This is a genomic window from Shimia sp. CNT1-13L.2 (genome assembly GCF_024331145.1).
Taxonomy (GTDB): Bacteria; Pseudomonadota; Alphaproteobacteria; order Rhodobacterales; family Rhodobacteraceae; genus Shimia.
On the sequence record NZ_JANDJO010000011.1, the window covers coordinates 1 to 13,529 of the forward strand.

Annotated in this window: 14 protein-coding genes; 13 read left to right on the plus strand and 1 reads right to left on the minus strand. The window is 59.7% G+C overall.

From position 1 onward, the window contains the following. Window positions 1–212 precede the first annotated feature (212 nt). The 12 genes from NNA36_RS17305 to NNA36_RS17360 all read left to right on the plus strand — a co-directional run bounded on the left by NNA36_RS17305 (window position 213) and on the right by NNA36_RS17360 (window position 11,980). Window positions 213–389, plus strand: coding sequence for a hypothetical protein (locus NNA36_RS17305; RefSeq protein WP_255109352.1), 177 nt, complete (start codon window positions 213–215; stop codon window positions 387–389). A gap of 186 nt (window positions 390–575) precedes the next feature. After that, complete coding sequence (gene cpaB, locus NNA36_RS17310; RefSeq protein WP_255109353.1) at window positions 576–1,442, plus strand: Flp pilus assembly protein CpaB; 867 nt, start codon at window positions 576–578, stop codon at window positions 1,440–1,442. 192 nt (window positions 1,443–1,634) lie between these two features. Then, complete coding sequence (locus tag NNA36_RS17315; protein WP_255109354.1) at window positions 1,635–3,047, plus strand: type II and III secretion system protein family protein; 1,413 nt, start codon at window positions 1,635–1,637, stop codon at window positions 3,045–3,047. Window positions 3,048–3,059: 12 nt separating this feature from the next. Then, complete coding sequence (locus tag NNA36_RS17320; protein WP_255109355.1) at window positions 3,060–3,692, plus strand: OmpA family protein; 633 nt, start codon at window positions 3,060–3,062, stop codon at window positions 3,690–3,692. Window positions 3,693–3,907: 215 nt separating this feature from the next. Next, the gene (locus NNA36_RS17325; RefSeq protein ID WP_255109356.1) at window positions 3,908–5,167 is read left to right on the plus strand and encodes an AAA family ATPase; all 1,260 of its coding nucleotides are present in this window, start codon (window positions 3,908–3,910) and stop codon (window positions 5,165–5,167) included. Between the two features lie 15 nt (window positions 5,168–5,182). Then, complete coding sequence (locus tag NNA36_RS17330) at window positions 5,183–6,631, plus strand: CpaF family protein (RefSeq protein WP_255109357.1); 1,449 nt, start codon at window positions 5,183–5,185, stop codon at window positions 6,629–6,631. 6 nt (window positions 6,632–6,637) lie between these two features. After that, window positions 6,638–7,606, plus strand: a complete 969-nt coding sequence (locus NNA36_RS17335) for a type II secretion system F family protein (protein WP_255109358.1) — start codon at window positions 6,638–6,640, stop codon at window positions 7,604–7,606. Window positions 7,607–7,618: 12 nt separating this feature from the next. Next, window positions 7,619–8,572, plus strand: coding sequence for a type II secretion system F family protein (locus NNA36_RS17340; RefSeq protein ID WP_255109360.1), 954 nt, complete (start codon window positions 7,619–7,621; stop codon window positions 8,570–8,572). Window positions 8,573–8,587: 15 nt separating this feature from the next. Beyond that, window positions 8,588–9,148: a tetratricopeptide repeat protein gene (locus NNA36_RS17345; protein ID WP_369681687.1), complete on the plus strand. Its 561-nt coding sequence runs from the start codon at window positions 8,588–8,590 to the stop codon at window positions 9,146–9,148. 28 nt (window positions 9,149–9,176) lie between these two features. Then, window positions 9,177–10,025, plus strand: coding sequence for a lipopolysaccharide assembly protein LapB (locus tag NNA36_RS17350; protein WP_255109362.1), 849 nt, complete (start codon window positions 9,177–9,179; stop codon window positions 10,023–10,025). An 11-nt stretch (window positions 10,026–10,036) separates the two neighbouring features. Then, window positions 10,037–10,537 (plus strand): prepilin peptidase, encoded by a 501-nt coding sequence (locus NNA36_RS17355; protein ID WP_353339642.1) that lies wholly within the window; start codon window positions 10,037–10,039, stop codon window positions 10,535–10,537. Between the two features lie 114 nt (window positions 10,538–10,651). Beyond that, window positions 10,652–11,980, plus strand: coding sequence for an ATPase (locus NNA36_RS17360; RefSeq protein WP_255109364.1), 1,329 nt, complete (start codon window positions 10,652–10,654; stop codon window positions 11,978–11,980). A 34-nt stretch (window positions 11,981–12,014) separates the two neighbouring features. Here the strand turns inward: NNA36_RS17360 and NNA36_RS17365 are convergent, their stop codons facing one another. After that, the gene (locus NNA36_RS17365; RefSeq protein ID WP_255109366.1) at window positions 12,015–12,494 is read right to left on the minus strand and encodes a DUF4405 domain-containing protein; all 480 of its coding nucleotides are present in this window, start codon (window positions 12,492–12,494) and stop codon (window positions 12,015–12,017) included. Window positions 12,495–12,652: 158 nt separating this feature from the next. On the opposite strand from NNA36_RS17365, the gene NNA36_RS17370 reads away from it, so the two are divergent. Then, complete coding sequence (locus NNA36_RS17370; RefSeq protein WP_255109368.1) at window positions 12,653–13,480, plus strand: NAD(P)-dependent oxidoreductase; 828 nt, start codon at window positions 12,653–12,655, stop codon at window positions 13,478–13,480. Window positions 13,481–13,529 lie beyond the last annotated feature (49 nt).

The window sequence follows — 13,529 nt, forward strand, 5'->3', positions numbered from 1 at the left end:
ACCAACACCAACACCCTGGCCGCACAAGCCGCGACCCAGATCAGCGGTGAAGTCGGCAAATAAGCCGACACATAGCTAGAAATTCAGTTGGGGCCGCGCCGCTTGGCCGGCGCGGCCCCACTGCGTGAGGTGGGACGAGTAGCGCAAAACAGGCAGAAGAATCTGGCACAACGGGCGCGCAGAGTGATTGCAAAGTAGATGGGAGAGAAACGATGAAGCGTTTCCTTAGAAAATTCTCCGACGACGACAAAGGTGCTGTTACCGTCGATTGGGTTGTCATCACGGCCGGCGTTGTTTCGCTTGGTATCGCGGTCACCACCCTGATCACGACCAACACGGAAACACTCGCCTCATCCGCCGCGACAGCAATTGCTGCAAGCGGCAACTAAACAAACAGGGCCCCAAGAAACACCGCGCGTCAGCGCGGTTTTCCGCTTTTGGCCCATGTCCCCCTTGGGAAAACGCCCTCAAAGCTTCGCCAAGCTTCCCCGTTTTCGCCACATTCCCCTGACAGAGTCATCCTTGGAAAAGTGTTCCCGCAAAACGCGCGGCACTGAAATCGAGAGGAAACCGCAATGCGTGTGATATTTGGTCTGGTACTGGTCGTCGGCCTCGGCCTTGCCGGCTTTGCCGTCTACATGGCCCAGAACTATATCCAGGGCTATCAATCCGCCTTGGCACAGGAACGCGCCACGCGTCGCCCCGAGATCGAAACCGTCGATGTTTTCGTGATGAAACGCGCCATCAAATACGGCGAAGAGCTGCTCGCGGAAGACGTCCAGATGGTGAAATACCCCAAGGGCGCCCTGCCCGAAGGCATCTTCACCACGAAAGAGTCGCTGTTCCCCGAAAACGATGATCGCAAACGCGTTGTCCTGCGCACCATGGAACCGATGGAAGCCATCCTTGCGGTAAAAGTCACCAAACCCGGCGAAGAAGCAGGTCTGACCTCGCGCCTTGAAAAGGGCATGCGCGCCTTTGCCATCAAGGTGGATGTCACCTCTGGCGTTGCCGGCTTCCTGCGCCCCGGAGATCGCGTCGATGTCTACTGGACAGGTCGCGTAAAAGGCTCCGGCGCGGAACTTGGCAATGACGAATTCACCAAGCTGATCCAGGCCAATATCGACCTGATCGCCATCGACCAGACCGCGAACCAGGATCTCGAATCCGGCAATGTCGCCCGCACCGTGACCGTCGCTGTCAAACCGCATCAGGTGGCGGCCCTGGCACAGGCCCAATCGACCGGCGATCTCTCCCTATCGCTTGTCGGCGCGAAGGACGACACCGTCGCCTCGGCCATCGAAGTGAACCAACGTGTGCTGCTTGGCATCGAGGAAAAGGTCGAGGTCGCACAGGATATCGAGGAAGAAGAAGAGGAATGCACCATCCGCACCCGTCGCGGCGCCGAGGTGGTCTATATCCCGATCCCTTGCACAAACTGACGCAAAATCAGCACCTTACCAAGGGCCGCCTCGTGCGGCCCTTCTTGCATGCCCTTGCGTTGTTGCAACGACCCCACATCATGTTTCCGCCCGAAACCATTGATTCTTGCAAAAAATCCGGTTTTGGCGCACAGTACCCCAAAGAGCGGGCAAAAGATCCGCAGTTGAGGCGTGATCAAAAAGGCAGGTCACATGAAAATTCGTAGTATTCTTGGCGCGGCCCTTCTGGGTCTGACCGTCAGTGCAGGTGTAACCCTGCCCTCCTTGGCTCAGGCCGAGGCTCTTCGTGTTGTTCGCAACGGAACGGAATCGGTGCTCGGGGTTCCCATGAACCGCGCCGTGGTTGTCGAAAGTGATGTCCCCTTCGCGGAACTCTCCATCGCCAACCCCACCATCGCCGATATCTCCTCGCTCTCGGATCGCACGATCTATGTGCTGGGCAAGGCACCGGGGTCGACAACGCTGACCCTTCTGGATGGCAGCGGCCGGCTGATCACCAACGTCGAGGTGCGGGTCTCTCCCGACATCACGGAATTCAAGGAACGCCTGCGCCAGATCCTGCCCAATGAAAAGATCGAAGTGCGCACCGCCAATGACGGCATCGTCCTTTCCGGCACGGTCAGCAGCGCCCAACGCCTTCAACGCGCCCTTGACCTCGCACAACGCTATGCCCCGGAACGCGTATCCAACCTGATGAGCGTCGGCGGCGTGCAACAGGTCATGCTCAAGGTCCGCTTCGCCGAAATGCAGCGTTCTGTTGCTAAATCGCTGAGTTCCTCGGTCTCGATCAGCAGCGGTGACGTGCAGGCAGGCACTGGCACGTGGTTGCTTCAGGGCACAGATTCCACCAACTCGAACTCCGGCATCCTGGTTGACAACGACACCATCGGCGCTGCGGCCATCAACGTTGGCCTTGGATCGGTTCAAGTTGGCCTTCTTTTGGAAGCCCTCGAACGCAAAGGCGTCGTCCGTACCCTCGCAGAACCCAACCTCACCGCCCTTTCGGGACAGGAAGCCAAGTTCCTCGCGGGTGGCGAATACCCGGTGCCCGTGGCCCAGGACAGCGGCAACATCACCGTCGAATTCAAACCCTTCGGTGTGGAACTGAACTTCATTCCTCGCGTTGTCGATGGTGACCTGATCAACCTCGAACTGAATGCCGCCGTCTCTTCGATCGACACGACCAACAGCCTGACAATCAACAACAATTTCACGATTGACGCCTTCCGCCGTCGTGAAACCTCAAGCACCGTGGAACTGCGCGATGGCCAGAGCTTCGCCATCGCGGGCCTCTTGCAGGACGACTTCACCGACAACAACGCACAGGTTCCGTGGCTGGGTGACATTCCAGTCCTTGGCGCCCTCTTCCGCAGCGCCGATTACCAACGTTCGCAATCGGAACTGGTCATCGTGATCACAGCGCACCTTGTCACCCCGACCAGCGGCGAGGCCCTTGTCCTCCCGACCGACCGGGTGAAACCGCCAAGTGAGCGTGATCTCTTCCTCTTTGGCAAGATCGCCAAGGACAAACGCCCCCCGAAGGGCGCGGCAGGTGAAGTTGCCAAACAGGACTTCTCCGGCTCCTACGGCTACGTGATGGATTAAGGAACGGCTGACATGAAACACGTATTTGCCACCGTTTCGCTCATCGCGCTGACTGCATGTAGCTGGGATAACTATCCCGAGGCCGGACGCGAGCTGGATGCCGGCAACTTCGGCTATGCCACCGCCAATAATACCGGCATTCACTCGGGCGAGATCCAGTACACCATCAACCTCGCCAACCGCTTTGCCGACGAGGTCACCCCGACAGTCACCTTCGAATTCGACAGCGCCCAGCTTGATGGCGATGCCCGTGCCATCCTGCGCCAGCAGGCCGGCTGGATCCGCCAGTTCCCCGAAGTGCGCTTCCGCGTTTATGGCCACACCGACGCCGTCGGCTCCAATGCCTACAACAAACGTCTTGGCATGCGCCGCGCCCGCGCGGTGGTCTCCTACCTTGCCTCGCAGGGAATTGGCCGCGATCGCCTCGAAGCGGTTGTTTCCCATGGGGAAACACAACCTCTGATCGTGACCCAGGGCCGCGAGCGCCGCAACCGCCGCACCGTGACCGAAGTGTCGGGCTTTGTTCAAAGCCATCCCAGCGTTCTGGACGGCAAATATGCCCAAATCATCTACCGTGATTACATCACCAGCGCGCAGTCTCAGACTGTTCTGACCGGCGTCGAAAACGCCAAGGAAGCGGAATAATTCCCTTCGGGCCAAAAAGCTGATCGTTGCGAGATACCGCACAATTTTAGCTTTTTGGCCCAAATCTTGCCCAACTTCACAGCGACATTCATCCCAAAGGCACAAGTGCGTCCGGCCCGAGTCGGCGCATCTCCTTCGGGGTCTTCTTGCCGTGGCGTGTTCTTGCCACGCGACAGCGGCCCAGAACGGAGGAAATAACAGAGGCTGAGGCTGAAATGACGAGTGAACAGACGACGCAAATGGACCCGAACGCGATTCTGGCATGCACCGTATGCCGGGATGTGCAGAATTTCGAACTTCTGATCGTCGACATGGAAGAGGCCCTCGGCGAGCAGTGGGGTGACCTCGGTTTCGTCGATGCCCTGCAGTTCTTCAGCCAGCCCGACGCCGCCACGCTTGAGTTCATTGCCCTGGCCATCGACGATCTGGACGAGGCAAACCTGCCGCAATTGATGGAAGTGATCTCCTCGGCCAAAAAGAACGGCATTCGCGTGATCCTGATCGCCGAAGACGTCACTCCGGCATCCCTGCACAAGCTGCTGCGCCACGGGGCAGACGAGTTCATCCCCTACCCGCCCCCGTCCGGCGAATTGCAGGAAGCCATCGAGCGCATCCGCAACCCCGAACCGGCACCCGCGGCCCCGGCATCAATTCAGACGGAATCGCAGGGCGTCGCCCTGAACAACACCGGCTATTCCAAGGAAGGCGTGCTAATCGCTGTGCACGGTCTTGCCGGTGGCACCGGCGCCACCACCCTTGCCGTCAACCTCGGCTGGGAACTGGCGACTGTTTCCAAACAGGAGTCCCCAAGCGTCTGCCTGATCGACTTTGACTTCCAGTTCGGATCGATGTCGACCTACCTTGACCTACCCCGTCGCGAGGCGGTGTTCGAACAGATCACCGACACCGAAAGCATGGACAGCGAAAGCTTTGCCCAGGCGCTGCAATCCTACGAGGACAAGCTCAGCGTCCTGACCGCTCCGCCCGACATCATCCCGCTGGACCTTGTCACCAGCGAAGACATCGAGCGCATTCTCGAAACGGCGCGCCGTCACTATGACTATGTGATCGTCGACATGCCCAAGACCCTCGTGCAGTGGTCCGAAGCGGTGCTGAACGCCGCCCACGTCTACTTTGCCACGATGGAAATCGACATGCGCTCGGCCCAGAACGCGATGCGCCTCAAGCGCGCGCTGCAAGCCGAGGAACTGCCGCACGAGAAACTGCGCTACGTCCTGAACCGCGCACCGAAATTCACCGACCTTGCAGGCAAGTCGCGCGTGAAGCGTCTCGCCGACAGCCTGTCAATCTCGATCGACATCCAACTGCCGGACGGCGGACGTCAGGTGATGCAGGGCGGCGACCACGGTCAGCCGCTGGGCATTTCGGCACCCAAAAATCCGCTGCGCAAGGAAATCGCGAAACTTGCAGGCAACCTGCACGACCTGGATCAATCCGATCCCAAGGCCGCTTGAGAATAGGGGGACAAGATGTTTTCACGTTACAAAAAAGAAGCCGCGACCCCTGCCGCCAAGGCAGCCCCTGCCGCTGCCGCCGCAGCCGCCGCTGCTGCCCCCGCACCGGAAGAGGCGGCCCCCAAGGTCGTCATGCGCAAACCGGCGCCGCGTGCCTCGGCCATGGCAGCCCCTGCTGACAAGGAACGCAAGCGCAAGGAACGTCTTGGCGAGATCAAGCTTGAGCTTCACAAGGAACTCCTGAACAACCTGAATCTCTCGGCTCTGGAAAGCGCCTCGGAACAGGATTTGCGCCACGAGATCAACGCGATCGCCAGCGAAGTTCTTCAGGAACGTGCCATCGTCCTGAACCGCGAAGAACGGGTCACCCTGAACCAGGAACTCTTTGATGAGGTCACCGGTCTTGGCCCGCTTGAACCGCTGCTCAAAGATGAGACGATCTCGGATATCCTGATCAACGGACCGCATCAGATCTTCGTCGAACGCAATGGTAAGCTGCAACTAAGCGACACAAACTTCAAAGATGAGAAGCACCTCCTTCGCATCATTGACAAAATCGTCTCCGCAGTTGGCCGCCGCGTCGATGAATCCAATCCTTACGTCGACGCCCGTCTCCAGGATGGCTCACGTTTCAACGCCATGGTGCCGCCGATTGCGGTGGATGGAAGCCTTGTTTCCATCCGGAAGTTCAAAAAAGACAAGCTTGGCATCGACGACCTTGTGAATTTTGGGGCATTCTCGGAAGAAATGGCTGCATATCTACAAGCCGCTGTCTCCACTCGACTGAACGTTATCGTCTCTGGCGGGACCGGTTCGGGTAAGACAACGACGCTCAATGCGCTCTCGTCCTTCATCGACAACAGCGAGCGTATCCTCACCATCGAGGACACCGCCGAACTTCAACTGCAACAGATCCACGTCGGCCGCATGGAAAGCCGCCCGCCCAACGTCGAGGGCAAGGGTGAAGTCTCTCCGCGCGACTGTCTGAAAAACGCCCTGCGGATGCGCCCTGACCGCATCATCGTGGGCGAGACCCGCGGCGAGGAAGTGATCGACATGTTGCAGGCCATGAACACCGGCCACGACGGATCGATGACCACCATCCACGCCAACAACCCGCGTGACGGCATCGCCCGTCTCGAGAACATGATCGCGATGGCCGGCATCGAAATGCCGATCAAGGCCGTGCGCTCGCAGATCTCCTCGGCTGTGAACCTCATCGTTCAGGCCTCGCGCCTTCAGGACGGTTCGCGCCGCATGACCTCGATCACCGAGATCACCGGCATGGAAGGCGACGTCATCTCGATGCAGGAAGTCTTCCGCTTCCAGCGCACGGGTCTGGGGCCGGAAAACAAGATCATGGGCCACTTCACCGCCACCGGTGTCCGCAGCCACTTCTCCGAGCGTTTCCGCCTCTGGGGCTATGACCTGCCACCGTCCATCTACGAACCGACAGCGGGGTAACCAGACATGCCATTTTCTCCGGAACTCCTGATCTACGGCATGATCTTCATCGGCGTGGTTGTCCTCGTCGAAGGGGTCTACCTAACTGTTTTTGGCCGTTCGATCAGCCTGAACAGCCGTGTGAACCGCCGCCTCGAAATGCTCGACAAGGGCCAGCGCCGCGACGAGGTTCTCGAACAGCTGCGCAAGGAAATGCAGCAGCACGGCAAAGTGCGCTCGGTCCCGCTTTATTCAATGCTGGCCTCCAAGGCCCAGAAGGCGGCCATCGCCTTCACCCCGAAACAACTCATCATGATGATGGTGGGCCTGTCCATCGGCTCTTTCGCGGCCCTGTCCGTCGGCACCAGCAGCGGTCTTGTCACCAACATCGTGATCTCTGTCATGATGGGCGTCGGCGGCATCTACACCTGGGTCAGCATGAAGGCCGGCAAACGCATGTCGATGATCGAGGAACAACTGCCCGACGCCATCGAACTCATGGTGCGCTCGCTGCGCGTAGGCCACCCGTTTTCCTCGGCGATCCAGATCGTATCCCGCGAGGTCGAAGACCCGCTGGCAACCGAATTCGGTGTCATCGCGGATGAAAGCGCCTATGGCCGCGACATCGGCGAAGCCCTCAAGGATATGGCAGAACGTCTCGATATGCAGGACATGCGCTTCCTCGCCGTTGCGGTGACGATCCAGCAGCAATCAGGTGGTAACCTCGCCGAAATCCTCGCGGGCCTGTCCAAGGTGATCCGTGATCGCTTCCGCCTGTTCCGCCGCGTGAAGGCCATCACTGCCGAAGCCAAATGGTCGGGCAAGTTCCTCTCGGGCTTCCCGGTCGCGGCACTGATCTTCATCAACCTGACCGACCCGCATTATTATGACGAGGTCCGCGACCACTCGCTGTTCATCCCGGCCTGTATCACGGTTGGTGTCTTCCTCGCCCTCAACCTCTTCGTCATGCGCATCCTGACGAACATCAAAGTCTGATCGGAGAATCCCATGCAATTCCTCACAGACGCACTTGGCCCCTTCGGCCCCCTGATCCTGGTTGGCGGACTTGGCGTCGTCATGGTTCTGGCGACCCTGGCCATGATGCTGAAGGCCAAAGACGATCCCATCGACAAACTCAAGCGCAGCCAGTCAGAGCGTACCGGTTCCAAGAACGGCAAACAGGAACGCCTGCGCCGCGGTTCGAGCACGGAAAAACTTGCCAAGTACAAGGCCTTCCTTGAACCGCAGAACGAAGAAGAACTGTCGAACCTGCGCCTCAAGCTGTTGCAGGCGGGCTATCATTCCCGCGATGCCGTGCGCGCCTTCCACCTCGCCCAGATGGCGCTTGGCATTGGCGGTCTGGTGCTTGGTCTCGCCTATTTTATGGTGGCCCTTGGTGGCGAAGCGGAAAGCACGCAAGACACGCTGATGTATATCCTCGGCCCCGGTGCCGTTGGTTACTTCCTGCCCAAATACTGGGTCACCCGCCGCGTTGAGGCCCGCAAAGAGGAAATCACCTCCGGTTTTCCGGACGCGCTCGACATGATGCTCGTCTGCGTCGAAGCGGGTCAGTCGCTCGACCAGTCGATCATCCGGGTTGCCCGCGAACTGCGTGCCTCCTACCCCTCGCTGGCCGACGAATTCGAAATCGTTTCCTACGAGATGAAGGCCGGTAAAGACAAGTCCGCCGTTCTCAACGACATGGGCGAACGCTGTGGCGTTCAGGATGTCTCGTCCTTCGTGACCGTTCTGGTGCAATCCACCAGCTTCGGTACCTCGATCGCCGACGCCCTGCGCGTCTATGCGGGGGAGATGCGGGACAAACGCGTGATGCGCGCCGAGGAAAAGGCAAACAAGTTGCCAACCAAGATGACCCTTGCCACTATGATGCTGACGGTGCCGCCGCTGCTGATCATCCTTGTGGGTCCATCGGTGCACGGCATCACGCAACTTGGACAATAAAAGACCCGCACCCCGATGATGACATCTGCGCGCTTTGCGCCCCTGGCTCTGGTCCTGTTCCTGGCCGCCTGCAACACGGGCGGCCTTGGTGCATCTTCCAACGGCCCCTTCGCACCCGGCGTGGACTATAACAAACAGGCCGTTGACGGCCTGATCGTCGGCGACCGCCTCATGGAGGCAGGTGAATACGAACTCGCCCTCGAGGCCTATATCCGCGCCGCAGGCGAACACGGGCTGACCCCGGATGTTCTCACCTCCATCGGTGCCGCCAACCTTGGCCTAGGCCGTCTCGGACAGGCCGAAGAGCAATTCCGCGACGTTCTCAAGAAGAACCCCGACCGCCCGGATGCCCTTAATAATCTGGGTGTTGTGCTGCTGGAAACCGACAGAACCCCCGAAGCGGTTCAGGTCTTCCGCAAGGCCTACGCGCTCGACAATGGCCAAAGTGACTCAATTCGCGATAATTTGCGCTTAAGCCTCGCAAAAATGGAAAATCCGTCCTATGATGACGAACAACAAGAATTCAAATTGGTGCGTCGGGGCAGAAGCGATTACGTAATCCGGCAGACACCATAAAAGGCAAGAGCAGTAAGAGGACGCAAAAATGCGCCACTTTTTTCTCGTACCCCTGTGTGTGGCAGGTGCGTTCGCCCTTTCGGGCTGTGCAGGCAATAACGATGGCTCCGTTGACCGGACGTTCCAGAACGTAAACGCTCTGGACGAAGCCAATCTCTCCGATGTGATGCTGACCGTGGCTGACCCGAATGAGGCCGTCGCCTACTTCCAGCGCACGCTGTCGGACAATCCCAACCGCATCGACATCCGTCGCGGCCTCGCTATCTCGCTGATCCGGGCGCGGCGCTACACCGAAGGTGTCAGCGCATGGCAGAACGTCGTGAAACACCCCGACGCGACCAACGTGGACGGTGTCGATCTTGCAGATGCCCTGATCCGGGCCGGACAATGGGAAGATGCCGAAAAGCAGCTCGACTCGATCCCGCCGACGCATGAAACCTTCAAACGCTATCGCCTCGAGGCCATGATCGCCGACTCCAACAAAGAGTGGAACAAGGCCGACAGCTACTATGAAACCGCCATTGGCCTCACCACCCGCCCCGCGGGCGTGATGAACAACTGGGGCTATTCCAAGCTGACCCGCGGCGACTATTCCGAGGCCGAGCGCCTGTTCGGTGAAGCCATCCGTCAGGACGCGTCCCTGTTCACGGCCAAGAACAACATGGTTCTCGCCCGGGGTGCCCAGCGCAAATACACCCTGCCCATCTTCCCGATGGACCAGACCGAACGCGCCCAACTCCTGCACACGCTCGCTCTCTCGGCGATCAAGCAGAACGACACCAAGACCGGCAAGGCCCTCCTGCGTGAGGCCATCGACACGCACCCGCAACACTTCGAAGCAGCCGTCCGTTCGCTGCGCGCTCTCGAAGAAAGCTGATTGCGGCCCACATGGAGATGCAGATCCCCTCTTCGGCGGCCCTCTGGTTCATGCCTTTCGTGCTGCCGATCTGCTTCTACGTCGCATGGTCTGACATGCGCTCCATGCGCATTCCCAACAAGTCGGTTCTGATCCTGCTTGCCGTCTACCTCGTGGTGGGTCTGATCGCCCTTCCCCTGCCGATCTATGGCTGGCAACTGGTGCATGTCATCGTGATCCTTCTGGTGGGCATGGTTCTGAACGCCGGCGGAGCTGTCGGTGCGGGGGACGCGAAATTCGCCGCCGCCGCCGCGCCCTTTGTCTTCCTTGGCGATCTGCACCTTCTGATCGGTCTCTTCACCGCAAACCTGCTGGCCGCATGGACAACCCACCGCATCGCCAAACACTCCCCGATCCGGCGCCTCGTACCCGATTGGGAAAGCTGGGATCAGGGCTGGGATTTCCCGATGGGCCTCGCCCTTGGCGGCACGCTTGCGCTCTACCTCGGTCTCGGAATTCTCTTCGGCGCCTGACCTCGGCCCGAAAATCGCCACCTTTCCCCGGTTAAATGACTCTCGAATCCGGCGGGAGTCCTGTGTCCTCACGTATCCCCGCAAAACAAAACGCCTTTTTGCGAGGTCATACCGATGAACGTGCAAACCAACGCTAACATGGCCCCTACCTCGAACGTGACGCCGCCCCCGCCGCCGCGCACCCTTACCGAGATGCAGCTCCCTATCGTCATGATGCGGGACATCCTGCTCAAGACCATGTTCCGCAAGAACGTCGACATGGTGACCGACATCGCCAAGGCAATCTGCCTGCCGTCCTCGGTCACGCAGGAACTGGTCGATATGGCACGTGAGCAACGCCTGCTCGAAGCCACCGGCACACTCAACGCCAACAGCGGCAACGAGATGGGCTACCAGCTTACCGACGCAGGCAAATCCCGCGCCCTCGATGCCCTGTCGCAATCCGAATACTACGGCGCGATGCCGGTGCCGCTCGATGTCTACCGCGAACAGGTTAAACGCCAGTCGATCCGCAACATCCAGATCACCCGCAACCAGCTGACCTCGGCCATGGGCCACCTGATCCTGCCGCCAACCCTGCTCGACCAACTTGGCCCCGCCGTGGGCGCTGGCCGTTCGATCCTGATGTACGGCCCGCCGGGCAACGGTAAGTCCTCGATCTCGAACGGTATCCGCGACGCGATGGGCGACAAGATCTATGTCCCCTATGCCATCGAATATGCCGGTCAGGTCATCACCGTCTACGACCCGATCGTCCACTCCAAGGCCGAGGGCGACGAACAAAACCCCAACTCCCTGCGCCGTGTCGCCCGCTTTGACACCCGCTATGTGAAATGCGACCGCCCCACCGTGATCACCGGCGGTGAATTGTCCCTGTCGATGCTCGATCTGGTCTACAACCCGACCGCCCGCACCTATCAGGCCCCGCTCCAGCTCAAGTCCTCCGGCGGCATCTTCATCGTCGACGACCTTGGCCGCCAGGAAGAACCGCCCCAGTCGCTGGTCAACCGCTGGATTGTGCCGCTGGAAGAAAACAAGGACATCCTCGCCCTGCAATCAGGTGAAAAATTCGAAGTGCCCTTCGACACGCTGGTGATCTTCTCGACCAACTTCCACCCCAACGAAATCTTCGACCAGGCCGCCCTGCGCCGGATCTTCTTCAAGATCAAGATCGACGGCCCGAGCCAGGAAAACTTCCTCAAGATCTTTGCGCTTGTGGCCAAGAAAAAGGGCATGCCTCTCGATGAGGCCGCGCTGATCCATCTTCTCAAGAAGAAGTATCCGACGATCAACAACGTCTACGCAAACTACCAGCCGGTCTTCCTGATCGACCAGATGATCTCGATCTGCGAATTCGAGGGCATCCCCTACCAGATGACCCCCGACCTGATAGATCGCGCCTGGGCAAACATGTTCGTAAAGGACGAGCACATCGTGAAGTAACTGAAAAGGCCCGGCACACCACCGGGCCTTTTCCTCAATTGGCAAACAAGGCCTGCATCGCGGCCATCTGCACCCCGCGATCGCCCCCGGAGGCCGCGCTCAGGCTCTGGCCCATCGCAACATCCACACCCGCATCGGCCAATGCCTGCATTCCGTCCGCCAACCCCATGCCGGAAACGGCAATCACCGCCTCGATGGGGGCGTCCTGCATCTTGTCAACGGCCATCTTCATCGGGTTGCCGCCGCCATTGGTCGGCAGGAACGACACCACCAGAAGCAGCGCCGAGAAAACCATGATGCCCTTCGCGAGCGGCCGCTTGAAATAGGTGGTAAAGGCCCGCCAGTTCAACACGAGGTGCGCACCAACACCCACCACCATCGCCCAACCGGCCCATTCATGGATCACCTTGTTCAACATGCTCTCGAGGTGAAAAAACATGAGAACCCCCGTCACCCCCATGATCAGGAAGGTGCCAACCGTCAGAGGGGTCGCCCATTTACGCAAACCAGACATTTTACTCTCCGTGCCGCTGTTCCTCCCCTAGAACGTCTCGAAGGCCCCATTCCGTCGCGCAGACGAGAAAGAAAATCCACTTTCGCCTCAGACTAAATTTCCGGCGTGCAACAGGGGTTTCAGCCGCCTAGACTTCGGCCAAACAGCAGGAGGAAAACATGACACTATCGGGTATCGGCGTTGCGGGGTGTGGGCGGATGGGGGCCCCCATGCTGGCATCCCTTCTTAAGGCAGGTTTCGACGCCTTCGGCTATGACGTCCGGCCCGCCTCTGACTTTGCAGCCCTTTCGCCGCACATGCGCCCGCTAGATGCATTTTCGCAAGACCTGCGCATCCTGATCACCGTCGTACGAGACATTGCGCAAACCGAGGACGTTCTGTTTGGCGCGCAAAATCTCGCAACCGCGCCCAATCTCAAGACAATCATCCTCTCCTCGACCCTCTCACCGCGTTACATCCGCGACCTGCGCCCGCGCATCCCACCCCACATCACCCTGATTGATGCCCCCATGTCCGGCGCCGCCATCGCCGCAGAAGAATCCCGCCTGTCCTTCATGCTCGGCGGCACCGACGCGACGCTCGATGCCCACCAGCCGCTGTTCGATGCCATGGGCGCGCATTTTCACCGCATGGGCGACTACGGCATGGGCATGCAGGCCAAGGTGCTCAATAACCTCCTTGCCGCCTCCCACACCGCCATGACCCGCCTTGTCCTGAACTGGGCCGACGACGCTGGCCTTGATGAGACCCGCCTCCTGAACCTGATCCACACCTCTTCGGGCCAGAACTGGCTGGCCTCGGGCTTTGACGAAATCGAATTCGCCCGCGATGGCTGGGCCGAAGACAACACGATTGGCATCCTTGTCAAAGACGTCGCCTCGGCCCTCGACGCCGCCCCCGAAGGCGCAGACCTCGCCCTGCCGGAAACCGTGCAATCAGCGATCAGAAAGCTTGCACCACGCCCCAAATCCGGCGGTGCACCATGATGTGACCGCCATCTCATTGCACTTCCCGCTGTTTTCCGGCATGACACCG